A 23,189-nucleotide genomic window follows, 5' to 3' on the forward strand; every position below is an offset into this window, starting at 1 on the left:
CGAAGTACAAATCCAGAACAATATCGCATTTCGCGGCCCGGCTCGCCACCCGAAAACCACCGGCTACCGCGGATTGCCCGAGGAAAGATGCTGGTGTAAGGACTTCTTAACACCCGACGAACCGGACCCGAGCGCCGCTTGCCAGCAAAATTCCTCTTTCCCGTCCTTGCGGCGGTGTTGGCCGTGGCCGCTCTCAGCGGTTGCACCTCGACTTCTCCGGTGACCCCGACGCCGGCCTTCACCGAAAATACGGCCAATACCGATGCCAGCTTTACGTTGGCGCTGCCCGACACGGTTTCGGTGCTGCCCGAGCCGTCCGGCGTCGCCCAGACGGCTGCGCTGCCGGTCGAGCCGGCCGCCGCCTTTGCCGGGCCGACGCCGCTGGCGGCAACTACCCCCGCCGTCATGACCGCCAATGCCCTGCCTGTTACCGCGACGCCAGCCGTCGCCATGCCGGTCAGCCAACAGACCGCGGCCATGCCCGGCGTTCAGCCGGTTTCCTACACGGTGCCGCAGAACCCGGCCGTTCTGGCCGCGACCGACCCCACCGAGGGTCAGTCCAACGCCGGCGGCCGCAGCGAGATCGAGCGGCTGATCGAGAAATATTCCGCACTCTACCAGGTGCCGGTCGATCTGGTGCGCAGCGTCGTCAACCGCGAGAGCACCTTCAACCCGAAGGCCTACAATCACGGCCATTGGGGGTTGATGCAGATCAAGCACGCGACGGCGCGCGGCATGGGCTATGACGGGCCGGCAAGCGGCCTGTTCGACGCCGAAACCAATCTGAAATATGCGGTGAAATATCTGCGCGGCGCCTGGCTGGTCAGTGGCGGCAACCCCAAGCGCGCCGACCGGCTCTACCAGAGCGGCTATTATTACGACGCCAAGCGCAAGGGAATGCTGGGCGAAACCGGCCTCGGCAGCGATAGCCTGCGCCGGCGCATGCAGCCCGATGCCTGAGCCGCGTCCGCCGGCGCCAAACGACATCCGCCTGCGCAAGATCCTCGACGACACGCTTCTGGCGCCGCGCTGGCCCGAAGGTTTTTTCATGCGCGCCTTCGAAGCCGCCGATGCACTCGCTTTGCATGCGCTGTTGACCGCGGTGTTCGACGACGGCGCCGACGGGCCGTTCGACGAATGGTGGCCACGCATTTCGGCCGACGCGGAATTCGACCCAGCTTTGTGTTTCCTGGTCATCGACCGCAAGGGCCGGCTGGCGGGCGCGGCGCTCTGCTGGACACGGGCTTTCGTCAAGGACCTTGCCGTCCACCCCGAGGCACGCGGCAAGGGCGTCGCCGAGGCGCTGATGTGGCACGCCTTCGCCGAGTTTCGCGCGCGGGGCGCCGAACATGTCGATCTCAAGACCAACACGGTCGAGAACGCCGCCGCCGTCCGGCTCTACGAACGGCTGGGGATGTTCGAAGTCGACTGGGCGGGGTGAGGCGCGGTCGACAAGCCGACGAACGCCCGGAGCCATGGTGGAGGGCAGGGACCGAGCGCAGGATCCGGAAAGGAAATGGCCACCAAGGCGGCAGGTCGCGTCTTGCCGGTCCGGGCGTCAAGCTGCGACGTTGCGATTCGCGCGGGGGTTTTGACGAAACCGGAGAAACATGCGGCGTTTGCTTTCCAGAACCGGCCTCGCCACCTTGATCCTCGCCGTTCCGCTGTTCGCGGGCGTGGCGCGGGCCGACGATTGCGCCAATGCGCAGGACCAGGGCACCTTGAACGAATGCGCAGGGAATGCGTTCGACAAGGCCGACAAGAAGCTCAACGATGCCTACAAGCAGATCGAAGGGCGGCTGAAGGGCGATGCGGAGACCAAGAAGCTGCTGGTCGATGCTCAACGCAACTGGGTTGCTTTCCGCGACGCCGAATGCGCTTTCCAGGGCGGCCCGCGCGAGGGCGCCGGCAGCATGTATCCGATGGTCGTCTACGATTGCCAGACGGCTCTCACCAACGACCGGGTGAGGGATTTCGAGAACTATCTCAATTGCCCGGAAGGCGAGGTCAGCTGCCCGGTGCCGGCGCAGTAGCGTCGGGCGATTGGCAATCGCATATGGGGGTCCCCCTCATCCGGCCGCTTCGCGGCCACCTTCTCCCCGCCGGGGAGAAGAGGCTGGCATCAACGCCGACGACCTCCTCTCCCCTCGGGGAGAGGTCGGATTGCCCCGAATTGCCCTTCGCAATTCGGTTGGCAATCCGGGTGAGGGGGACTTCTGCCGCCCGCCGCAAAAAATGTCGGAACCGCCCTTCGCCATGCGTCCTTGAGAGGCAAGGCGCGTTGCCGGAACCTTGGCGCGCGTGGTCAAAATCCTAAGAGATGGAGATGACGATGATCAGCTTTCCCAACGAATCCGCTGAATACCGCACCGCCCGCGACACCCTTTTGCAGAAGGAAATCGAGCTGCGCCGCGCCATGGAGGATGTAGCCGTCGCCCGCCGCGCGTTGCCCAAGGGCGGGCTGGTGCCGCAGGATTATGGGTTCGACGGGCTTGGCGCCGACGGCAAGCCGGCCAAGGTCAAGCTGTCGGAGCTGTTTGCGCCCGGCAAAGACACGCTGCTCATCTATAACATGATGTTTCCGCGCCATCCGAATGAGACACGCGACGTCGCGACCAGCGGCGGCACGGCGAAGCTTGCGCGGCAGGATCAGCCGTGCCCGTCCTGCACGGCGCTGCTCGATCAGTTCGACGGCGCCATCGGCCATCTCGAAGCCGCCGGATTCAATTTCGCCGTGGTCGGCAAGATGGCGCTGGAAAATCTGCTGACGCTCGGCCGCGACCGTGGCTGGGTGAACATGCGGCTGGTGTCCTCGGCCGGCAACAGCTTCAAGCGCGACTACCACGCCGAGGACGAATCCGGCGCTCAACTCCCCGTCCTGTCGGTGTTCCACCGCGATGCCGACGGTATCAGGCATTTCTGGAGCTCCGAGCTGGGTTTCACGCTGCCGGAACCCGGCCAGGACCCGCGCGCCATCGGTACCTGCGAGATCTTGTGGAACCTGATGGATTTCGCGCCGGAGGGCCGGCCGGACTGGGACGAGCAGCTGCAGTATGATTGCTGCCACTGACCTTGGCATTCCCTGTCGGCGTATCGGGAAATCCTGCCGGTGCCGGGCTCTTGTCCCGATGTGATTTGACGCTGCGGCGCGCTGACCTACCCTCTAATGCCGAACCGAGGAGACGAGCGATGCTGTCGCCTTTCAACCGGAGCGTCACGCTGGCAGCGGCGGTAATCCTTGCCGCCGTCAGTGCGGCTTATGCCCATCACGGCTGGTCGTGGACGCAGGACGGGTTTTTCGAACTCCGGGGCAAGATAACGGCCATCTATATCGGCAATCCGCACGCCACCCTGGACGTCGATGCCGAGGGCGAGGTCTGGCGGGTGGAGATGGCGCCGCCGTCCCGCACGATCGCCGCCGGCCTCACCGAGGAGGTCGCCAAGGTCGGCAACGAGGTGGCCGCGATCGGCCATCGCTCGCGCGACGAGAGCGAAAAACGCATGAAGGCAGTCCGCGTCATCGTCGGCGGCAAAACCTACGATGTCTATCCCGACCGCGTGCCGCCGGCCTGAATGGACGGGTTTTTTGCCGGCATCGAACAACTCGCTTTGGTGCGGGGGCTGAAGGCCTCCTTCGTCGCCTACCCCATCGTCAATGCGCTCCACATCATGTCGATCGGCGCGCTGCTGACCTGCGTCTGGCTCATGGACCTCAGGATCCTCGGCGCCTTCCGCTCGCTGCCGCAGGCGGCGTTCATCGCGCTGCTGCGCCGCACCGCATTTGCCGCATTCGGCGGTGCGCTGGTCACGGGCTCGCTGCTGTTTTCAGTCCGGGCGAGCGAGTATGCGGCGATGCCGATCTTCCTCGCCAAGATGGGGCTTGTCGTCCTCGCCGGCGCCAACGTCCTCGTGTTTATGCGCCGCGCAAAAGGCGGTGACGAGCCGGCCGGCGGGGCCGTGGCCGTGCTGGCTGTGCTTTCGCTGGTGCTGTGGACTTCGGTCCTTTTCGCCGGACGGTTTATTGGGTTTCTGAACTGAGGCGAGCGGCGGCATTGGTGTTCGTGCGAGATGGTGCGTGGCTACGTCGAACGCAGACGTCGCTGAAGGCGCCGAATATTGTCTGGAAGCAGCGGACACCTCGAGTGCGCATCTGCGCCGTCAATTCCGGCCCCACAACGTCATCAATCGCGTTTATGCCCGACAATTCAAGTTGAGCCGCCGGCGCGCAGCTTCGTGCCGGTGGCTTCATGGCGGATGGAGTTTGATACGAGATCAAGCGTGTCGCGGTGGCGTGACGGGGACGGCGTTCACCATTAGGAAGACGCCACCCACCTGCGCGATTATGGCAGTAGAAAACGATGGTCGAATTTCCTTCAACCTGCTGGGACAAGGCTTGCGATTTTTAACAAACAACCTACCCTAGCTAGGTCACAGGGGCAGAATTGGGCAAAAAAGTGATGCAAAATCCGACGATTTCGTTGCGAGACTTTGATACCTTCGGCGATGTAGCCGCAGAAGACGATCCGGTTTTAGAGTATTTCTTGTTCACAAACGCGGTCGAAAGTATCAGGAATAATGAATCGTTTCTCGTATTGGGCAGAAAGGGAACTGGTAAAACAGCTATTGTCCGATATTTTACCGAGACCGGAGATTCAACTTCTAAGGCGCTGAGTCTCCGGGGCTATCCTTGGAATGTTCACGCCCAACGTATTGATGGCGGGGCATCTGATATTGAGGCATATGTATCATCTTGGCGGTATTTAATAGCTGTCGAATTAGCCTCTCTGGTATTAAAGCAAGAAGGATCTTGGCATAGTAATCTAATAAACAGCCTCGAAAATTTTTTGAAGGATAATTATGGTGGGTCAAATCCAAAACTTGAAGACATACTCAGACCGAAGAAGCTGAAGCTCAATAAGATTTCATTTATGCCCTCCGTTATGGGAAATCAGTTGGGGGGAGTTGATCTGGAGCGAAGCCCGAAGGATCACCAGTTTGGTTTTGAATTGAATGCGCTAACCTCCGCAATAATGGATGCAGTTCGCGATGCGCTTTCGTGGTCGAAGGCAGAAAGCTTGAGTCTACATTTCGACGAATTGGACCAAGGTATTACAGTTCTCGATGAGAGCAGAGAACGAATGATTATTGGTCTCATAATAGCCGCACGCGAAATAGGAGAGAAAGCGAAAAATCAGGAAAGCCTATAAATCCGGTAGTCTATCTTCGTTCAGACATTTGGGAGGAATTAAATTTTTCCGATAAAAACAAGATCAGTCAGACTTTGACGCATGTCCTTGAATGGAACTCTAGCACTTTGCTCGGCTTGATAGAAACACGTATCAAGGCTAAGCTTGGCGCATCGATTGGTTGGGACCGTATCATCGAGCCAGAACTAATGCGCGGCTCTCAGCCGAAATGGAATCACATTTTAAGTCGAACGTTTCTACGTCCAAGAGACGTCATCCGTTTCTTAAATGGCGCACTTAAGGAAGCAAAAAAGCGCGGCATCGAACCAATTTTACTTAGCAATAAAGATATCGTTAACTCTCGCGAGGATTACTCTTCATATCTGAAAGCTGAACTTGATGATGAAATAAAGCCCCACTGGCCCCATTGGGGATAGGCACTTCAGGCTTGCTCCGTCATAAGCACTATTACATTTGAAAAGGGCGATTTTGAGCGTGAGTACAAAGCAAGGGTGAGCAGAGAGAACAAGGTGAGCACTGAGGAAGCGTTAAGCTTGCTGTGCCGGTTTTCGGTAATCGCGTATCCTACTCGGAGTGGGTATGGCGGTTCAGGTTGGGTTTTTCAGTATATCGATCAGCACTCCGGTTGGGATAGTGGGGCCAAGAATTTCAAGGTCCATCTTGGTTTGAAGGAATATGCCAAACTTCGCGAAGCTCGATCTACATAGCAGACAATCTGAACGGGACTCGCCTGCATTCCGGCTGTGGCTGTGGGCACCCCGTATCCAGCGTTGTGTTTGCTAAGCAAAATACTCCTGCAGCGGCCTGACTTCCAAACTCCCCGCCCTTAGCGCCGCAATCGCCTCGGCCACGGCAGCGGCGCCCGAGAGCGTGGTGTAATACGGCACCTTCTGCATCAGCGTCGCGCGGCGCAGCGATTTTGAGTCCGATACCGCTTTCTGGCCGTCCGTAGTGTTGAAGACGATCTGGACCTGGCGGTTGCGGATGGCGTCCTCGATGTGCGGGCGGCCTTCCAGCACCTTGTTTATCTTTTCGGCGACGACGCCGTTCTCGGCGAGGAAGCGGGCGGTGCCTGAGGTGGCGAGCACTTTAAAACCTTGGCCGGCGAGGCGCTTGACCGCCGGCAGAATGCCTTTCTTGTCCTCGTCGCGCACCGAGACGAACAGCGTGCCCGCGCGGGGGAGATCAACACCCGCCCCGAGTTGGCTCTTGGCGAAGGCCAGCGCAAAGTCGCGGTCGAGGCCCATGGCCTCGCCGGTCGAGCGCATTTCCGGGCCGAGCAATATGTCGACGCCGGGAAAGCGGGCGAACGGGAATACCGCTTCCTTGACGGCGATGTGGCCGGGATTGCGTGGGTCGGGCATGGCGCCGTAATGGGCGAAGGCGTCTTCAAGGCTTTCGCCGGCCATGATGCGGGCGGCAATCTTCGCAATCGGCCGCCCGATCGTCTTGGCGACGAAGGGCACGGTGCGCGATGCGCGCGGGTTGACCTCCAGCACATAGACGGTGCCGTCCTTGATCGCGTACTGCACGTTCATCAGCCCGCCGACATTGAGCGCGCGGGCCAGCGCCGCTGTCTGGCGCTCCAGCTCGTCGACCAGCTCGGAAGGCAGCGAATGCACCGGCAGCGAGCAGGCCGAGTCGCCCGAATGGATGCCGGCCTCCTCGATGTGCTCCAATATGCCGGAGACGTAGGTCGACTTGCCGTCGCAGAGGCAATCGACATCGACTTCGATGGCGCCTGAGAGATAGGTGTCGAACAGAAGCGGGTTCTTGCCGAGCAGCGTGTTGATCTGGCCGGTCTTGTCATTGGGATATTTCTGTTTGATGTCCTCCGGCACCAGGCCGGGCACGGTGTCGAGCAGATAGGATTGCAGCATACTCTCATCGTGGATGATCTGCATGGCGCGGCCGCCGAGCACATAGGACGGGCGCACCACCAACGGGAAGCCGAGCTCGCCGGCGACGAGGCGGGCCTGCTCGACCGAATAGGCAATGCCGTTCTTCGGCTGGCTGAGGTTCAGCTTGTGCAACAGCTTCTGGAAACGGTCGCGGTCCTCGGCGAGATCGATCATGTCGGGCGAGGTGCCGAGGATGGGGATGCCGGCCTTCTCCAGCGCGTCCGCCAGCTTCAGCGGCGTCTGGCCACCGAACTGCACGATCACGCCGACCAGCTCGCCGGCCGCCTGCTCGGCGCGCAATATCTCCAGCACGTCCTCCGGCGTCAGCGGGTCGAAATAGAGCCGGTCGGAGGTGTCGTAGTCGGTCGAGACGGTCTCGGGATTGCAGTTGATCATGATCGCCTCGAAGCCGGCGTCGCGCAGCGCAAACGCGGCGTGGCAGCAGCAATAGTCGAATTCGATGCCCTGACCGATGCGGTTGGGGCCGCCGCCGAGAATGACCACCTTTTTCCGAGACGACACTTGCGCCTCGTTGGCCAGCGCGCCTGCGAACGGCACCTCATAGGTCGAGTACATGTAGGCGGTGGGCGAAGCAAACTCGGCGGCGCAGGTGTCGATGCGCTTGTAGACCGGATGAACGTCGAGTGTACGCCTAATCTTCTCGATCTCTTCGACGTCCTTCCTGACCAGGGATGCGAGGCGGGCATCGGAGAAACCCATCGCCTTCAGCATGCGCAGATTGGCGGCGTCCTCGGGAATGCCGTGCTCGCGAATGCGCGCTTCCATGTCGAGAATGCCGGCGATCTGCTCGAGGAACCACGGGTCGATCTTGCACATGGCGTGCACGTCTTCCAGCGAGGTGCCCATGCGGATCGCCTGCGCCACCATGCGCAGCCGGTCCGGCGTCGGCGTGCCCAAGGCGGCGCGAATGGCGTTGCGGTCGTCGACGTGGCTGGCGGCCGTGCTGCCATGGCCGATGCCGGGGATCTCGATTTCGTCCAGCCCGGTCAGGCCGGTTTCCAGCCCGCGTAGCGCTTTCTGCAGCGATTCTTGGAAAGTGCGGCCGATGGCCATGACCTCGCCGACCGACTTCATCGAGGTGGTCAGCACCGGCTCGGCGCCGGGGAATTTCTCGAAGGCAAAGCGCGGGATTTTGGTGACGATATAGTCGATGCTCGGCTCGAACGAGGCCGGCGTGGCGCCGCCGGTGATGTCGTTCTCCAATTCGTCCAGCGTGTAGCCGACAGCGAGCTTGGCGGCGATCTTGGCGATCGGGAAACCGGTCGCCTTGGAAGCCAGCGCCGACGAGCGCGAGACGCGCGGGTTCATCTCGATCACCACCAGGCGGCCGTCTGCCGGGTTGACGGCGAACTGCACGTTGGAGCCGCCGGTCTCGACGCCGATCTCGCGCAGCACCGCGATCGAGGCGTTGCGGATCATCTGGTACTCTTTGTCGGTCAGCGTCAGCGCCGGGGCGACGGTGATCGAGTCGCCGGTATGCACGCCCATCGGGTCGATGTTCTCGATCGAGCAGATGATGATGCAGTTGTCGGCTTTGTCGCGGACAACCTCCATCTCATACTCCTTCCAGCCGAGCACGCTCTCCTCGATCAGCACTTCGGTGGTCGGCGAGGCGTCGAGGCCGGACTGGACGATCTCGAAGAATTCGGCGCGGTTGTAGGCGATGCCGCCGCCGGTGCCGCCCATGGTGAAGGAGGGGCGGATAATTGCGGGCAGGCCGACATGGTCGAGCGCTTGTGCTGCAATCGCCATGGCATGGCTGATATAGCGCTGCTTGCGGTCGCCCTCACCGAGGTTCCAGCGCGTTTCCAGAGCATCGAGCGCGGCGTCGAGATTTTCGGGCTTTTCCGCCTTCAGCGCGGCGCGCTCGGCCTCGTGCGTCTTGCGGTCGGCATTCTTGACGTCGGTGGCGTTGGCCAGCATCGACTTCGGCGTTTCCAGGCCGATCTTGTTCATCGCCTCGCGAAACAGCGCGCGGTCCTCAGCCTTGTCGATTGCGGTGGCGTCGGCGCCGATCATCTCGACCTGATAGCGGTCGAGCACGCCCATGCGGCGCAGCGACAAAGCGGTGTTGAGCGCGGTCTGGCCGCCCATGGTCGGCAGCAGCGCGTCCGGCCGCTCCTTGGCGATGATCTTGGCCACCACTTCGGGCGTGATCGGCTCGATGTACGTGGCGTCGGCCAGTTCCGGATCGGTCATGATGGTGGCCGGATTGGAATTGACCAGGATAACGCGAAAACCCTCTTCCTTCAGCGCCTTGCAGGCCTGGGTGCCGGAATAGTCGAACTCGCAGGCCTGGCCGATGACGATGGGGCCGGCCCCGATGATCAGGATCGACTTGATGTCGGTGCGTCTTGGCATGTCGAAGGTCCGTTCGGCGGGCGGCTTGCACAAAAAGCCGGACGGGATGACCCGGCCGGTTGTGCGCGCGATTCTGGTATCAGGCTAGGAGGGCCTTATAGGGAAGAGTTTTGCCGGATGTAACCCCCTAAAATGCGGGTAGGGCAGTAGGGCAGTAGGGCAGTAGGGCAGTAGGGCAGTAGGGCAGTAGGGCAGTAGGGCAGAGGTTCGAGCGCCCTTAAGCATATTGCCCTACTGCCCTACTGCCTTATTCCCCTTACCACTATCCCCCAGCGCCAACTGGTCCGTGATCTCGAAGCGTTCGGAAGCACCGACGCGGATCATGTTCAGGCTGCCCTCGCGGGTGAAGCGGAATTCGCCGGGTGCGTCCGCACCGGCCGGCTTGCCGGCCTTGAAGCTGATGATGCGCGTGCCGCCATCGGGCCAGGTCACGGTCACGTCGGTCTTGTCGCCGGTGCGCACCACGCCTGCCTTGCAGCTGGTCATCGGCTGGCCGAGATAGCGCGCGCAGGGGATGGCGTTGCCGGCACCGGGTACCGGTGTCCCCGGCGGCTGAAGCCGCGCAACGGTCTGTGCGTCGGCCGGGGGCGCCGCGTTGGCCGCGCCGAAATTCCGGACGGGGTCGGCAGCCACGGGCGGCGATCCATCAACCTGTGCAGTCGAGGGGTTTCCAGCGGTCAGGGCCAAGCGGTAAGCGTCCTCGATCGCCACCCTGCCGATTGCGTCAGCGGAGTTCAGCGTTGTTTCGGGACCGGTTGCGCCGAGGCGCGTTGTCAGATCGGGCAGCGGTTGAGAGGCAGGGTTCTCCGTATCGGCCGCCGCCTGGGGCGTCACTTGCTGGGGATTGATGGGGTCGAGGTAGCGTGCGGGAGCCCATCCGCTCAGCTTCGGGTCGTCAATGTCTTGGACTTTGCACCACTTGTAGCCGCTGACGTCGCCGCAGCCGAGGTTTTTCACGCTCGATCCACTCGGCAGCCGCGCCTCGACCTTGCCCATGGCCGACGCCGTGGCGCGCACGTTCAGGAGATCATCCGGAGCAAGACCCGTCACAATCGAGATGATGGGCTCCGGCTCCTGGCCGTTGGCCGGCAACTCCGCCAGCATCAGCGGAGCAGCAACCATCGCAAGCAGCGTCGTCGGGAGTGTTACTGTGCGCCTAATCATCTGCCATGGGCGGTAGGTTCAATTGCCGAAGGCGCGGCCAGGCACGAAAGCGCCATCGCACGCCAGCCGGTTTTTATAGGCGACGAGGCGGCGCTGTGTAAGCCCGAAAAGGTGCCGCGTGTTGAATCGCGACCAGGCCACTTCCGTGAACTAACAGCCGGCAAAATATTGCACATTTCATGTAAATATGCACTCTCTCAAGTAAGGTTGAGGAGGGCAATATGGTCGACCTTGAAATATTTGCGCAGGTGGAAAACATAGTTCGCCAGCGTATCAAGAAAACGCGCGCCGAGATTGAGGCTTCACTTGGTCACATCGCCAACGGCAATCCGCTGGCCGCCGAACAGACCCTCTCCAGGCGCCTCGACAGGTTGCAGGTAAAGGCGTCGCTCAGCCGCACCGAAGCGGAGATGATATCGGCAGCGATCGACATGAGGTCTGCCGGGGAAAGAAAGGCCGCCGCCAAGCAGCCAGGGCCGGAGGCAATTCTCGGCCCAACGCTCGATTTCATCGGGATCGCATTCCTCGAGCGTGGGCGCCGTGCTGCCGATGCGGTTGGCCGCGTTGCCTTTCTCAACGGCAATCCACAAGGATCGGGTTTTCTGGTCGGGCCAAGGCTGTTCCTCACAAACAACCATGTGATTTCGTCGCCGGCGGATTCCCGGCGCTTCCAGGTTCAGTTCGATTATGAGCAGGACGGTGCGAATGCCGTGCGTACGCCGACGACGTTCCTGTTCGATCCTGAATCCTGTTTCGTGACCGATAGCATAGAGGGTCTGGACTACACGCTGATCGGAGTCGGCGAGCGGCGTTCCGGTCCAAAGGAACTGGGGGAGTTCGGTTTTATCTCGCTGTCGGATGCGCGCGACAAGCATATGCTCGGCGAAATCGCCAACATCGTTCAGCATCCCGATGGCCGCTTCAAGGAACTGGTGTTGCGTGAAAACCGGCTGGTGGCCCGCGACGAAACGGTGCAAGTGCTGCACTATGTCGCCGACACCGAACAGGGTTCGTCCGGTTCACCGGTCTTCAACAATGAATGGGAACCTATTGCCCTGCACCATTGGGCTGGCCCGTTCCACGAGGTGACGGGCATAGGTGGCTATGCGCTTGCGCGCGAGATCAACGAAGGCATACGGATCAGCGCCATCGTTGACGATCTGGGTGCTAGAAAGTCCAAGCTGCCGGGCTCCTCGGCATCGGCGGTTTCGCAAGCTCTGGCGATTTGGGCCGGCATGCCGCGCATGATGGACGAGACAGTTCGGCTGAACGCCGATATTCGCGAAGATGTGCCGGACAAGCCGGTGCAGCGGCCGGAACCGGATCGCAATCCGCCGGCGACGAGACACAATGCCGATGGCTCGGTCACCTGGACTTTTCCCGTCGAGATAAATGTCCGGGCGCCGCTGATCGACCGCGACGGAGGCGATGCGAGACGAAGCGACGGCAAAGGCCCGGCAAGCGAACCCGGGAAGGTGGCCATCGCCGAGGCCGCGGGTTGGAAAACAGAGGATTTCGACGATCGTGGAGGGTATGAGCCCGGCTTCATACCGGGCTTTGTCCTGGCAATGCCGACGGTTGCCAATTCACCCTACCGGTTGGCCAAAAACCTTCTTGCCAAACCGGGAGAGGACCCACACGAATTGCGCTACCATCATTTTTCGGTCTTGATGAACGCCGATCGCAGGCTTGCCTTCGTCACCGCCTGCAATATCGATGGATTCCGCACCAAGGCGGTCAATCGTGAGGACAAGACGGTCATCGACAACCCGTCGCTTGTCGAATTGGGGGTGGAGTCGATTTCCGGTTCGGAAGCCAGCGATGCTTTCCGGCCGGATCGGCGCATCGACCTTGGCGAGCAGATGAACCAGGAATTCTATTCGAGCCAGAATGTGCCTGGATTTCCCGTCGCAAAATCCAAGGAACGAATCGCTCGAATGTTCCAGAAGGGCCATATTACACTTCGCGGCGACCCCGCATGGGGCGTCGATCAGGAGGCGGTCGCGGCAGAACGCGACACGTTCTTTTATACCAATGCTGCGCCGCAAGTCGGCTTCTTCAATCAAGGAAGCTCGCTTGACCATCCCGGCTCCAAAGGGAAGTTGAGATGGCGCGCGGTAGAAACCTATGTGCTGCGCAACGCCTATACGACGCGAGGCCGTGTCACGGTGTTTGCCGGGCCAGTGTTCGGCGAGGACGATCCTCCCTACCGCTTCGACAGCCATGTTCCGCTGAAGTTCTGGAAGATCGCGCTGTGGTCCGATCAAGCTGGCCTGCGCGCCATCGCGCTGCTGGCGGACCAGAAGCCGGTTTTGGAAGTGATGCCCGAAGCGTTCGGCGAGCGTGCCGAGGCATTCGATGACCCGCTTGAAATTGCCAGGGTATCGGAGTTCCTTTCGACGGTGGCCGAGATTGAAGAGCTGACCGGCCTGAACTTTGGCCAGCAGGTGCGCGACGCCGACATTCGGGCCGGTTCCGAATCCGCCCCAGCACAGACTTTCAACCCAACGCAACTAGCGCCCAAGACGTCACGGCCAAAGCCTTCGGCGACCAAGACTTCGACGTCCAAGACTTCGACGTCCAAGACTTCGGCGGCCAGCACCCGACGTCCTGCCAAGCGATCGAAGCGATCGGCGTCTGACGACTGAAGATTGGACCGGTCGCGACTTCTGCCGCTCGAAGGCGGTCATCCGTTCAGCTAGGGATGAGCGAGCTCAGCCTGGGATGAGCAAGCTCAGCCCGACATAAAGCCGGTGCGCAGCGCGTGAGCCCATTCGGGCCGTCCCGCCTGCTCGGCCTGGCGCGCCGCCGCCTCGTGGTCATAATCGACGGCGATGGCTTCGAAACGATCGGGGTGCAGTTCGACGATGCCATAGCGGGCGTGCGGTGAGCCCTGCTCGGAGACATGCGCCGGCGGCGTATCGTCGTGATAGGCCGGGCAGCCGATGCTGCCTGGGTTGAAAATGATCGGACCGCCGGCAATGCGGATCAGCTCGCTGCGGTGGCTGTGGCCACAAAGAATAATACGGCAGGCGGCATCAATCGCGCCGAGCCGCCGCTCGATGGCGGCCAGCGGCGCGCGCACCAGCCGGCCGTCGACGATCGCGTCAGTCAGGTATTTTTCGTCGTGGTCGGGTCGGGCGTGGAAGGCGAGTACGCCGGGCGCCACGTCCAGCGTTAGCGGCAGCGCGAACAGCGCCTCGCGCTGGGCTGCCGTCAGCCTTTCGTACGCGTAGCGGTCGGAAGGCCACATGGCGTCGTCCAGTGGGTCGCGGGCAACGCGGCGGTCGTGGTTGCCGCGCACCGTCGGCAGGTCGAGCCTCTCGATCCGCTCCATGGTCTCGCGCGGCCAGAGCGGGCCGGAAACGCAATCGCCGAGATTGACGATGAGGTCGGCGCCGCCGCGCTGCCGCAGATCGTTGAGCACGGCGTCGAGCGCCAGGACATTGCCGTGGATGTCGGCGAGGACGGCAATGCGCATGGCAGGCTCCGTTAATTGGAATGGCTGGAGGGCGGGTGAAGCTACTTTGCTCGCCTCGCGAGGCGGGCGAGAGCGGAACCCAGCTTCGGGTCGTTCAGGCGCGGACTTCGATCTCGTGGCCGCCGACCGCCGGCAACGATGCGTCGCCGGCCGCGGCAATAACACTGTCGAGCAGGCCCGGGAAGCGGCGGTCGAGATCGTCACGGCGCAGCGTGATCAGCCGGCTGGTTCCAACCGCCTCGGTGCGGGTGACGCCGGCCTCACGCAGCTTGGCCAAATGGTAGCTCAGATTGGTCTTCGAGCAGAGATCGAGGAACCGGCTGCAATTCAGCGGCACGCCCTCTTTGCTGGCGAGATAGCGCACGATGGCCAGTCGCGTCGGGTCGCCGAGCACGGCAAGCACGTTCGGCAGGCTGATCTGGTCGGCGGTGGGATGGGGCAAGGTCATGCCCAGGAATTAAGCACATTCGGAGCCGATTTCAACGCATCTCCTCTCGTGGCTAATGGACACATAGTTTCGTCCCGTCGCCCCGTCCTGACACCGGGCTGTCAGGATGGTTCGGCTATTTTGCAGCGGGTTTATTGACATCATGCCCTGTTATGTCCAATTGTTCAATAACCTTTGAACTAAGGAAATTGCCATGGATAAGCGCCTCATCTGGCTTGCGCTCGGATCGTTCACGATTTCGACCGAAGGTTTCGTCATCTCCAGCCTTTTGCCCGACATTGCAAAGGATGCCGCCATCTCCGTTCCGCTCGCCGGCACGCTGATCACCGCGTTTGCGCTCGCCTATGCGATCGGCACGCCGATCCTGGCAACGCTGACCGGCGAATGGGACCGGCGCCGCGTCATCCTGTGGACGCTGGTGTTCTTCGTGGTGGGCAACGTCGCCGCGGCGCTAAGCTCCTCCTTCGAATTGCTGTTGATCGCGCGCATCGTCATGGCGCTGTCGTCAGGCTTGTTCGCGGCGACCGCACAGGGAACGGCCGTTGCGCTTGTCGACGATCATCACCGCGCCCGCGCCATTGCCGTGGTCGTCGGCGGCACTACGGTTGCGGTCGCGGTCGGAGCACCGCTCGGCGCGCTCGTTGCGACGGTTGCCGGCTGGCGCGGCACCTTCTTTGCCATTGCCGGCCTTGGTGCGCTCGCCGGCGCGATCCTGTGGTACCGGCTGCCGCGCGGCATCGTCGGCACCAGGCTGCCGCTCCGGATGCGGCTGGCAGCGGCACTTCGCCCTGGCGTCATGCCTATCCTGGTGACGACCATCCTGGCCCTGATCGGCGCCTTCACCGTCTTTGCCTTTGTCGCGCCGCTCGCGATCGAAGGCGGCGGACTGAACCCGATCGCGCTTCCCGGAATGCTGCTCGCTTTCGGCGTTGGCGCGGTCATCGGCAATATCGGCGGCGGTCAGGCCGCCGACCGTTTCGGCGCGACGCGCACCGTCTGCTGGTCACTGGCGCTGAGTGCCGCGATGCTGGTCACGTTTTCGCTGATCCCGATGTTCCTGCCGCGCGAGATCGCCGGGCCGGCATTGATGGCCATGATGGTGCCGTGGGGCATCGTCGGCTGGGCATTCCCGCCGGCGCAGGCCAGCCGCATCATCAAGCTGGCGCCCGATGCCGCGCCAATCGTGCTGTCGCTGAACGCTTCGGCGCTCTATCTCGGCGTGGCACTGGGCGCCGTGGTCGGCGCCGCGGTGCTGCGCTATGGCGCACCGGCCGACCTCGGTGTGGTCGCGGCGGCATTCCCGATCGTCGGTCTGGGCGTCGTGCTGGCGGGCCACCTGGCGGCGCGACCGGTGGCGATGCCGGCCGAATAAGGCTGTCAGTGGAGCTTAGTTCAAGTCGCGGCCGGCGGTGCGTCAAAATTCAGCGCGGCGATTTCGTCCAGCGCCGCTCGCAGGCTTGCCGCCTGCTCTTTGCCAAACATCTCCTCGAAGCGCTGCTGAGCGACTTGCCACAGCTTCAGGGCTTCTTCGAGCTTGGTCCGGCCCTGCGGTGTCAGCCTGACGCGCCTGATGCGGCGGTCGGCAGGGTCGGCGAAGGTCTCGACATAACCGTCGCGGATCAGCGGCTTCAGCGTATGACCGAGGGCCGACAGGTCCATGACGAGGGCCGCGGCAATGGCACCCATCGTCGGTTCGTTGCCGACGTGGATTTGATAAAGCAGGCCCTGCTGCGTGGCCTTCAGACCCGATGGGGCCAGCACATCGTCATAGAACTGGCCGAGTTTCCGCGTCGCGCGGCGCAGCATGGCGTTATTGCAAAGCGCCAGGCCGGGCAGGGTGGTTTGGGACATTGGCGGATTTCCGATGAGGGACCGGAAGGGACCCCTCGATGCAAACCAGAAATAGTCCTTGCTCCCCGGATTGACAAGATGGTGGCATATGCCTACGTTCAAATAGTGGCATATGCCAATAATTCGTGTGCCAGTCGAAGCAGGGTGTGTTGCCGTGCGGCACTGGCATTTGGAATCGAACCAGAAGGAGCAAGACAATGAGCAATCAGGACAAAGGTACAGCGGTCGTCACCGGCGCCTCGTCCGGCATCGGCGCGGTCTATGCCGACCGGCTCGCCGGCCTAGGTTATGATCTGGTGCTGGTGGCGCGGCGCGCCGATCGGTTGGAGGAATTGGCGGAGAGGCTCCGCTACGCGTATGGCATCAAGGTCGGCGTCATCAGCGCCGACCTGGCCGACGACGGCGATCTGCGACGGGTCGAGCAGGCGATATCAACCGACGACAGCGTGACGCTGCTGGTCAACAATGCCGGCCTTGGCGGCGCGCAGATGGTGGCAACGGCCGACGCTGATGTGGCCGAGCGCATGATCAAGGTCAATGTCGTGGCTTTGACTCGTTTGACCCGCGCGGTCCTGCCGGAGCTGCTGGCGCGCAACCGCGGTGCCATCGTTAACATCGCGTCGGTGCTGGCCTTCGACACCTCGTTCGGCGGCATCTACAGCGGCACAAAGGCTTATGTCGTCAACTTCACCGAGGCCTTGCAGCGGGAAGTCGCCGACAGCAAGGTCGCCATACAGGTCGTGCTGCCGGGGGCTACGCGGACCGAGTTCTGGGAAGTTGCCGGAAGCAATATTGCCGACCTGCCGGCAGAGATCGTTATGACTGCCGACGATCTGGTCGATGCAGCGCTTGTCGGCCTGGCCAAGGGCGAAACCGTCACCGCGCCCGGGCTCTCCGATCCGGCTGGGTTGGAATCCTATCTTGGTGCGCGGCAAGGTTTCTTCGGCAGCCTGCTGGCCGGCAAGCCGGCGGCACGCTACGCTGCCTGAAATAACTGATCTTACGCTGTCCGCCACATAGGAATGATCGAGGCGGCCAGCAGCAGGCCAAGCACGGCGTTGAGCATGCGCCACTGCCGCTCGGTTCGCAGCAACCGGGCGAGCAGCGTGCCCGCCACGCACCACGCCGCCAGCGATAGGGCCGCTGCAAGACCGAAGACCGTGCCGAGCAGCACGGCGAGCTGCAGCGGCCCGTTGGCGAGCGCGGCAAAGGATGCCGCCGCTCCCAGCCCCATGGCCCAGCCCTTTGGGTTCATCCATTGCAGGCCGGCGCCGCCCAAAAAGCTGTTCGGCTTTGCCATGGCCACGTCCAGGTTGGGCGGACCGCTGCGGCCGATCTTGAGGGCAAGCCACGTCAGATAGAGGGTACCGGCCATTTTCATTGCCAGTTGCAGCGAAGGAGCGGCAGCCAGCAGACCGGCGAGCCCGGCAGCACCTGCCTCAGCCACCGTAGCCAGGCCGGCCGCACTCCCGGCCATCAGCGGGATAGAGCGGCGAAAGCCGAACTGCGCGCCGGACGCCGTCGACAAGGTCGTGGCCATGCCGGGCGTTGAGGTTGAGACCAGCGCGAACAGGACGAGGGGAAGGCCGGTTTCAAACATGCTGCTTCCTTTGAAGCCTGCACCGTAGGCTGTTCGGCTCATCAGTAAATGCAATGTTTGCTATGACAGGCATTAGCAAATATAATAGCCGGATGCTCCGCAACCTCGATACTGCCCTGGTTCGAACCTTCGTCACCGTTGCCGACAAGGCTAGCATGACGGCGGCGGCCAACGTGCTGCATTTGACGCAAGGTGCCGTCAGCCAGCAGATCAAGCGTTTGGAAGAGGTTCTCGGCTGCAGCCTGTTCGATCGCGATCGGCGCGGATTGCGATTGACCCGCTCCGGCGAGCGATTGTTCGGCAAGGGCAAGCGCCTGCTTTCCTTCAATGACGAGATCCTGGCGGAGATGGTGGGCGATGCGGTTGCCGGTCAGGTGAGGCTCGGGGTGCCGTACGAACTTGTCGGCACCTTGCTTGCGCCGGTGCTGAAGGCCTATGCCGAGGCCTATCCGCAGGTCGAGATCTCGCTTGTCTGTGCTTCGTCGCCAGAGTTGGCCGCAGCCTTGGCGAGCGGCACGATAGAGCTCGCGGTGATCGAGGAGCCGATCGGTCGGTCGGCCGGTGAATGCCTTGTTGTTGATCGCCTGGTCTGGGTCGGCGCCAAAGGCGGCGCCGCCCGCGGCAAGCGGCCCTTGCCGGTTTCGATGGTCGCCGAGACCTGTGCGTTCCGCCCGGTGGTGCTGGAGGCGCTTAACGAGCATGGGCTGGAATGGCGCACCGTATTCGAAAACGGCAGCATCGACGCGACGACGGCGACAGTGCGTTCGGACTTGGCCGTCACCACCTGGTTGGCGTCGACCGTGCCTGTCGACCTCGACATTTTGGCCAACGATCCGGAGCTGCCGTCATTGCCGAATTTTTCGATCAATCTGCATTTGCCGAAGCACGACGTCGCGCCGGCTGCACTGGCATTCGCGGGCCACCTCCGCGATGGGTTGGCAGGGCGACGAGAGGCGGCTTAAAAACAGCAAAAAGGACGGCCAGTGTTCAGCCGTCCTTGATCGCCCCGCGGCGGCATCTACTTCCAGTTCTTTCGCCGCTCGATCTCGGCTTCGGACGGCTGCTCCGTGGCAAATGACCCGGTCTTGATCTCGCCGGAGCGTTCATAGCTCGCCATGAGGACGCCGGTGGTCGATGCCTGCGAACGGGTCAGCTTGAAGGCGGCAGGTATCGTGCCGCTGCCGAACAGTTTTTTGCCCTTGCCCAGCACCAGCGGGAAGATCAGCAAGCTGATCTCGTCGATCAGGTCATTGGCGAGCAAGGTCTGGATCAGCTCGCTCGATCCCTGAATGAGCAGGTCGGGGCCGTCCTCCTGCTTCATCCGGCGCAACGTCGCCACGACATCGCTGCCGAGCGGCTGGCTGTTTTGCCAGGACAGCGAATCCGGCCTGTGCGTCGCCACATATTTGGTGACGGCGTTGAAGCTGTCGGCGATCGGATCATTCTTCTGATAAGGCCAGTGGGCGGCGAAGATGTCGTAAGTCTTGCGGCCGAGAAGCAGCGCGAACGGTTTTGAAAACGTCTCGCCCATCGCGGCGCCCATCACATCGTCCCAGTAGTGAAACGTCCAGCCGCCGAATTTGAAGCCGCCGACAGGGTCCTCTTGCGGGCCGCCAGGCGCCTGCATGACGCCGTCGAGGCTGACGAATGTTGCGGCGATGATCTTCCTCATTGGAGCTCCCTTTCCCTGGTCCGTGCCGTCATGGCCGGAGTTCGAGCCAAGGACGGGCGAACGGACATTTGTCCGACAGCGGCCGGCAAATTTCTAGGACCGGGGGCAGGTGACTGCCGACCTTATCGTCTCAGCTTGGAGCCGAGAACGCTCAGCCCAAGCCAACGACCGTATCGTAGAGCAGCTTGAAGTTGAGCACCAGGATGAGCGCGGCAACCACCCAGGCCAGCACGGCAACAGCGCGGGAAATGGCGAAATTGCCCATCTTGCGCTTGTCCGAGACGAACTGCACCAGCGGTACGACAGCGAAGGGGAGCTGCATCGACAGGATTACCTGGCTGAAGACCAGCAACTGGCCGGTTCCCTTCTCGCCATAGAGCGCGGTGACCACCACCACCGGAATGATGGCGATGCCGCGCGTCAGCAGGCGGCGCGCCCATTGCGGGATGCGCAGCCGCAGGAACCCTTCCATCACGATCTGGCCGGCGAGCGTCGCCGTCACCGTCGAGTTCAGGCCGGAGGCGAGCAGCGCTACGGCAAACAGGATGGAAGCGATGCCGAGGCCAAGCAGCGGCGACAGAAGCTCGAAGGCCTGGCCGATCTCGGCAACGTCATGATGACCGGTGCCGTGGAACGCCACCGCCGACACGATCAGGATGGAAGCATTGACGAACAACGCCAGTATCAGCGCGATGGTCGAGTCGGTCGTCGCCCATTTGATGGCGTCGCGCTTACCGCGATCGGTGCGCTCATAGGCGCGGGTCTGCACGATCGAGGAATGCAGATAGAGATTGTGCGGCATCACCGTGGCGCCGATGATGCCGATGGCGATGTAGAGCATGGCCGGATTGGTGACGATCTCGGACGACGGCACGAACATCGAATGCAGGATGGAGCCGACCGGCGGGGCGGCGGCAAAGATCTGGATGGCGAAGCAGCCGAAGATGATAATCAAAAGCGCTATGATGAAGGCCTCGAGGAAACGGAAGCCCTTGTTCATCAGCAACAGCAGCAGGAAGGCATCGAGCGCGGTGATAATAGCGCCGCCGATCAGCGGAATCCCGAACAGCAGTTGCAAGGCGATCGCCGTGCCAATGACCTCGGCCAGGTCGCAGGCGATGATGGCCAATTCGCAAGCGACCCAAAGCATGAAATTGACCGGTCGCGGATAATAGGCGCGGCACGCCTGCGCAAGGTCGCGGCCGGTGGCGATGCCGAGCCGGGCGGCGAGTGCCTGCAGCAGGATCGCCATCAGGTTCGACAACATGATGATGAAAAGCAGCGTGTAGCCGAATTGGGCCCCGCCGGCGAGGTCGGTCGCCCAATTGCCCGGATCCATATAGCCGACCGAAACCATGTAGCCCGGCCCCATGAAGGCGAACAGCCGGCGAAGCCAGATCCCCGAGTGCGGCACCGAGATCGTTGCGTTGACTTCGCGAAGGCTGGGCTGCTCGTCGTCATCCGGGCGGGCAAATCGCCACATGGACCGGGGGGCTGAGGTGGCTTCGGCTTCCGACATGAAATGGCTTTCCACTGGAACGATCGATGTTGTCTCCTTATCTATGCCACGGCTGAACATTATGCAATATGCTATATTTCATTGTCTGAGCTTTTTCCTGTGGCCGCTTGGCCGTGCGGCCGGAACGGCAGTGAACGCCGGTTGCGCCGGCCACCGAATGGAAATAAACGGCCAGAACCAATAGGGTTCCGTGTTATGACCGCAATGTCGATTCAAACTGCCGGGAGGAGCGCGTATTGGCGCTGAAGAAAAGACCGGTTCCTCGCGAAAAGCCGCTGCCTGACGCAGAAATCCACTCGGAAGGCTTCAGGCAGACGCGTGAAGCGCGCCGCAGCGCGCTGGTCGAGGATTATGTCGAGCTCATCGCCGACCTGATCGAGGATGGCAACGAGGCGCGCCAGGTCGATATCGCGGCACGGCTCGGCGTCGCTCAGCCGACGGTGGCGAAAATGCTGACGCGGCTGTGCGCCGACGGGCTGGTCTCCCGGAAGCCTTATCGCGGCGTGTTCCTGACCGATGCCGGCCGCAAGGTTGCGGAAGAGAGCCGCATTCGCCACCAGACGGTCGAGGCCTTCCTGCGCTCGCTCGGGGTCAGCGCCGAGACGGCGCGCATCGACGCCGAGGGCATCGAGCATCATGTCAGCGCCGAGACGCTCGAAGCCTTTCGCAAGGCAATAATCGCCGCCCGCTGAAAAGCACGGCCAGCGTATCTCTTCGCGCGACTCGTTTCCCACGAGCAGGGTGAACGGCACAGACCTTGCGATGTCTCGGCCAGAGCAGGCAAGCGTCAGCAAGCATTGCTTGTTCGCACGAAAAATACTGTGACTTGGCGTAACCATTGAGATAATTGTTGTCGTGTCCGATCGAACCGGGACACGGCCCGATCGGCCGGAAAATTGCATCACGGGGGTTGCCATGCTCTGGAAGGGCCGTCGTCAGAGTGACAATGTCGAGGACGAGCGCGGCCAGAGCGGCGGGCTTGGCGGCGGGCCGGGGCAGTTTCGCATCCCGATCGGCGGTCGTGCCGGCGGCGGCGGCATGTCGGGCATTATCATCGTAGGGTTGATTTTTCTGGCAGGGTGGTATTTCGGCTTCGACCCGAGTCAGATCCTCGATAACAGCGGCTTGCAGCCCGGCGGCGGCCAGATCACCGACAATAGCGGCGAGCAAGGCGGCGGCACCGGTGCGCCGGCATCCGACGAGATGAAGCAGTTCGTGTCGACCGTGCTGGCCGAGACCGAGGATACCTGGACCGGTATTTTCCAGTCCGAGGGCCTGACCTATCAAGATCCAAAACTGGTCCTGTTCAGCGGCCAGATTCGCTCCGCCTGCGGTTCTACCTCGTCAGCGGCCGGACCATTCTACTGTCCCAACGATCGCAAGGTCTATCTCGACACCACCTTCTTCCAGCAGCTCGATCAGCAGTTCGGTGCCTCGGGCGATTTCGCACAGGCCTATGTGATCGCGCATGAGGTCGGCCATCACGTGCAGAACCTCGTCGGCATCCTGCCCAAATTCAACCAGATGCGGCAGAGCATGGGCGAAGCGGACGCCAACCACTTGTCGGTGCAGGTCGAGCTCCAGGCCGACTGCTTTGCCGGCATTTGGGCACATTTCACCGGCCCGAAGGGCATTTTGGAGCAGGGCGACATGGCGGAGGCACTGAACGCCGCCAAGCAGATCGGCGACGACACGCTGCAGAAGAAGATGCAGGGCTACGTCGTGCCGGAAAGCTTCAACCACGGAACGTCGCAGCAGCGGCAGACCTGGCTGGCGCGCGGGTTCCAGAACGGCAAGCTTTCGGACTGCGACACGTTCAACAACCCGATCTGAGCCGACGGTTTTCTCGTAATCCGAGAGACTGGACCGCAGTCAGGGGATGTCAGGATGAAAGCACTCTGCCCGTTCCCTCATTGTTCCCAGCGATGTGCTCGCCTATAAGGTGTGTTCCCGTTCGCTCGGGC

The 23,189-nt window shown here is 62.2% G+C and carries 20 protein-coding genes and 1 pseudogene; 13 read left to right on the top strand and 8 right to left on the bottom strand.

The window, feature by feature from the left end:
* The first annotated feature begins 138 nt into the window (after positions 1–138).
* The 7 genes and pseudogenes from NKI47_RS01480 (at position 139) to NKI47_RS35095 (ending at position 5,623) form a co-directional block, all read left to right on the top strand.
* Positions 139–960 carry a transglycosylase SLT domain-containing protein gene (locus NKI47_RS01480; RefSeq protein WP_352586864.1) on the top strand — a complete coding sequence of 274 codons (822 nt, stop codon included), beginning with the start codon at positions 139–141 and terminating at the stop codon, positions 958–960.
* Positions 953–1,441 carry a GNAT family N-acetyltransferase gene (locus tag NKI47_RS01485; protein ID WP_352586866.1) on the top strand — a complete coding sequence of 163 codons (489 nt, stop codon included), beginning with the start codon at positions 953–955 and terminating at the stop codon, positions 1,439–1,441. The genes NKI47_RS01480 and NKI47_RS01485 overlap by 8 nt, the downstream gene beginning before the upstream one ends.
* A 169-nt stretch (positions 1,442–1,610) precedes the next feature.
* Entirely contained in the window at positions 1,611–2,033 is a 423-nt protein-coding gene (locus NKI47_RS01490) for a lysozyme inhibitor LprI family protein (RefSeq protein WP_031212113.1), read from the top strand.
* Positions 2,034–2,332: 299 nt separating this feature from the next.
* Positions 2,333–3,070, top strand: a complete 738-nt coding sequence (locus NKI47_RS01495; protein ID WP_352586868.1) for a DUF899 family protein — start codon at positions 2,333–2,335, stop codon at positions 3,068–3,070.
* 119 nt (positions 3,071–3,189) lie between these two features.
* Complete coding sequence (locus NKI47_RS01500; protein ID WP_023678324.1) at positions 3,190–3,573, top strand: DUF6152 family protein; 384 nt, start codon at positions 3,190–3,192, stop codon at positions 3,571–3,573.
* A complete protein-coding gene (locus tag NKI47_RS01505; protein ID WP_352586870.1) occupies positions 3,574–4,038 on the top strand; it encodes a hypothetical protein in 465 nt (154 codons plus the stop codon).
* 419 nt (positions 4,039–4,457) lie between these two features.
* Positions 4,458–5,623 (top strand): annotated as a pseudogene (locus NKI47_RS35095) (P-loop ATPase, Sll1717 family).
* Between the two features lie 363 nt (positions 5,624–5,986).
* Here NKI47_RS35095 and carB read toward each other — a convergent pair.
* Together carB and NKI47_RS01525 are read right to left on the bottom strand one after the other, a co-directional pair.
* Positions 5,987–9,490, bottom strand: a complete 3,504-nt coding sequence (gene carB, locus NKI47_RS01520) for a carbamoyl-phosphate synthase large subunit (protein WP_352586876.1) — start codon at positions 9,488–9,490, stop codon at positions 5,987–5,989.
* 231 nt (positions 9,491–9,721) lie between these two features.
* Entirely contained in the window at positions 9,722–10,612 is an 891-nt protein-coding gene (locus NKI47_RS01525; protein WP_352586878.1) for an SH3 domain-containing protein, read from the bottom strand.
* A gap of 263 nt (positions 10,613–10,875) precedes the next feature.
* Here NKI47_RS01525 and NKI47_RS01530 point away from each other — a divergent pair, with 263 nt between their 5' ends.
* On the top strand, positions 10,876–13,302 hold the full coding sequence (locus NKI47_RS01530) for a DNA/RNA non-specific endonuclease (RefSeq protein WP_352586880.1): 2,427 nt from the start codon (positions 10,876–10,878) through the stop codon (positions 13,300–13,302).
* A gap of 86 nt (positions 13,303–13,388) precedes the next feature.
* Here the strand turns inward: NKI47_RS01530 and NKI47_RS01535 are convergent, their stop codons facing one another.
* Positions 13,389–14,135 (bottom strand): metallophosphoesterase family protein, encoded by a 747-nt coding sequence (locus NKI47_RS01535; protein ID WP_352586882.1) that lies wholly within the window; start codon positions 14,133–14,135, stop codon positions 13,389–13,391.
* Between the two features lie 94 nt (positions 14,136–14,229).
* Positions 14,230–14,583: an ArsR/SmtB family transcription factor gene (locus tag NKI47_RS01540; RefSeq protein WP_352457526.1), complete on the bottom strand. Its 354-nt coding sequence runs from the start codon at positions 14,581–14,583 to the stop codon at positions 14,230–14,232.
* Between the two features lie 193 nt (positions 14,584–14,776).
* Between NKI47_RS01540 and NKI47_RS01545 the strand changes: the two genes are divergently transcribed.
* On the top strand, positions 14,777–15,955 hold the full coding sequence (locus tag NKI47_RS01545; RefSeq protein WP_352586884.1) for an MFS transporter: 1,179 nt from the start codon (positions 14,777–14,779) through the stop codon (positions 15,953–15,955).
* 20 nt (positions 15,956–15,975) lie between these two features.
* Here the strand turns inward: NKI47_RS01545 and NKI47_RS01550 are convergent, their stop codons facing one another.
* Positions 15,976–16,434 carry a MarR family winged helix-turn-helix transcriptional regulator gene (locus tag NKI47_RS01550; RefSeq protein ID WP_023678314.1) on the bottom strand — a complete coding sequence of 153 codons (459 nt, stop codon included), beginning with the start codon at positions 16,432–16,434 and terminating at the stop codon, positions 15,976–15,978.
* A 197-nt stretch (positions 16,435–16,631) separates the two neighbouring features.
* Between NKI47_RS01550 and NKI47_RS01555 the strand changes: the two genes are divergently transcribed.
* A complete protein-coding gene (locus tag NKI47_RS01555; RefSeq protein ID WP_352586886.1) occupies positions 16,632–17,423 on the top strand; it encodes an SDR family NAD(P)-dependent oxidoreductase in 792 nt (263 codons plus the stop codon).
* 11 nt (positions 17,424–17,434) lie between these two features.
* Here the strand turns inward: NKI47_RS01555 and NKI47_RS01560 are convergent, their stop codons facing one another.
* Positions 17,435–18,034, bottom strand: a complete 600-nt coding sequence (locus tag NKI47_RS01560) for a LysE family translocator (protein WP_352586888.1) — start codon at positions 18,032–18,034, stop codon at positions 17,435–17,437.
* 92 nt (positions 18,035–18,126) lie between these two features.
* On the opposite strand from NKI47_RS01560, the gene NKI47_RS01565 reads away from it, so the two are divergent.
* Positions 18,127–18,996, top strand: a complete 870-nt coding sequence (locus tag NKI47_RS01565) for a LysR substrate-binding domain-containing protein (RefSeq protein WP_352586890.1) — start codon at positions 18,127–18,129, stop codon at positions 18,994–18,996.
* 56 nt (positions 18,997–19,052) lie between these two features.
* On the opposite strand, the gene NKI47_RS01570 is transcribed toward NKI47_RS01565, so the two are convergent.
* The gene (locus NKI47_RS01570) at positions 19,053–19,706 is read right to left on the bottom strand and encodes a dihydrofolate reductase family protein (RefSeq protein ID WP_023678310.1); all 654 of its coding nucleotides are present in this window, start codon (positions 19,704–19,706) and stop codon (positions 19,053–19,055) included.
* A 151-nt stretch (positions 19,707–19,857) separates the two neighbouring features.
* Complete coding sequence (locus NKI47_RS01575) at positions 19,858–21,225, bottom strand: Nramp family divalent metal transporter (RefSeq protein ID WP_023678309.1); 1,368 nt, start codon at positions 21,223–21,225, stop codon at positions 19,858–19,860.
* A gap of 236 nt (positions 21,226–21,461) precedes the next feature.
* Between NKI47_RS01575 and mntR the strand changes: the two genes are divergently transcribed.
* Both mntR and ypfJ read left to right on the top strand, forming a co-directional pair.
* Positions 21,462–21,917 carry a manganese-binding transcriptional regulator MntR gene (gene mntR / locus NKI47_RS01580; protein WP_023678308.1) on the top strand — a complete coding sequence of 152 codons (456 nt, stop codon included), beginning with the start codon at positions 21,462–21,464 and terminating at the stop codon, positions 21,915–21,917.
* A 223-nt stretch (positions 21,918–22,140) separates the two neighbouring features.
* The gene (gene ypfJ / locus NKI47_RS01585; RefSeq protein WP_352586892.1) at positions 22,141–23,058 is read left to right on the top strand and encodes a KPN_02809 family neutral zinc metallopeptidase; all 918 of its coding nucleotides are present in this window, start codon (positions 22,141–22,143) and stop codon (positions 23,056–23,058) included.
* Positions 23,059–23,189: the final 131 nt, after the last annotated feature.

This window comes from Mesorhizobium sp. M0633 (assembly GCF_040320645.1).
Lineage (GTDB): Bacteria > Pseudomonadota > Alphaproteobacteria > Rhizobiales > Rhizobiaceae > Mesorhizobium.

Coding starts and splice junctions, on each gene's coding strand:
- NKI47_RS01485 (WP_352586866.1), top strand. CDS start 953: ATGCCTGAGCCGCGTCCGCCGGCGCCAAACGACATCCGCCTGCGCAAG.
- NKI47_RS01490 (WP_031212113.1), top strand. CDS start 1,611: ATGCGGCGTTTGCTTTCCAGAACCGGCCTCGCCACCTTGATCCTCGCC.
- NKI47_RS01495 (WP_352586868.1), top strand. CDS start 2,333: ATGATCAGCTTTCCCAACGAATCCGCTGAATACCGCACCGCCCGCGAC.
- NKI47_RS01500 (WP_023678324.1), top strand. CDS start 3,190: ATGCTGTCGCCTTTCAACCGGAGCGTCACGCTGGCAGCGGCGGTAATC.
- NKI47_RS01505 (WP_352586870.1), top strand. CDS start 3,574: ATGGACGGGTTTTTTGCCGGCATCGAACAACTCGCTTTGGTGCGGGGG.
- carB (WP_352586876.1), bottom strand. CDS start 9,490: ATGCCAAGACGCACCGACATCAAGTCGATCCTGATCATCGGGGCCGGC.
- NKI47_RS01525 (WP_352586878.1), bottom strand. CDS start 10,612: ATGGTTGCTGCTCCGCTGATGCTGGCGGAGTTGCCGGCCAACGGCCAG.
- NKI47_RS01530 (WP_352586880.1), top strand. CDS start 10,876: ATGGTCGACCTTGAAATATTTGCGCAGGTGGAAAACATAGTTCGCCAG.
- NKI47_RS01535 (WP_352586882.1), bottom strand. CDS start 14,135: ATGCGCATTGCCGTCCTCGCCGACATCCACGGCAATGTCCTGGCGCTC.
- NKI47_RS01540 (WP_352457526.1), bottom strand. CDS start 14,583: ATGACCTTGCCCCATCCCACCGCCGACCAGATCAGCCTGCCGAACGTG.
- NKI47_RS01545 (WP_352586884.1), top strand. CDS start 14,777: ATGGATAAGCGCCTCATCTGGCTTGCGCTCGGATCGTTCACGATTTCG.
- NKI47_RS01550 (WP_023678314.1), bottom strand. CDS start 16,434: ATGTCCCAAACCACCCTGCCCGGCCTGGCGCTTTGCAATAACGCCATG.
- NKI47_RS01555 (WP_352586886.1), top strand. CDS start 16,632: ATGAGCAATCAGGACAAAGGTACAGCGGTCGTCACCGGCGCCTCGTCC.
- NKI47_RS01560 (WP_352586888.1), bottom strand. CDS start 18,034: ATGTTTGAAACCGGCCTTCCCCTCGTCCTGTTCGCGCTGGTCTCAACC.
- NKI47_RS01565 (WP_352586890.1), top strand. CDS start 18,127: ATGCTCCGCAACCTCGATACTGCCCTGGTTCGAACCTTCGTCACCGTT.
- NKI47_RS01570 (WP_023678310.1), bottom strand. CDS start 19,706: ATGAGGAAGATCATCGCCGCAACATTCGTCAGCCTCGACGGCGTCATG.
- NKI47_RS01575 (WP_023678309.1), bottom strand. CDS start 21,225: ATGTCGGAAGCCGAAGCCACCTCAGCCCCCCGGTCCATGTGGCGATTT.
- ypfJ (WP_352586892.1), top strand. CDS start 22,141: ATGCTCTGGAAGGGCCGTCGTCAGAGTGACAATGTCGAGGACGAGCGC.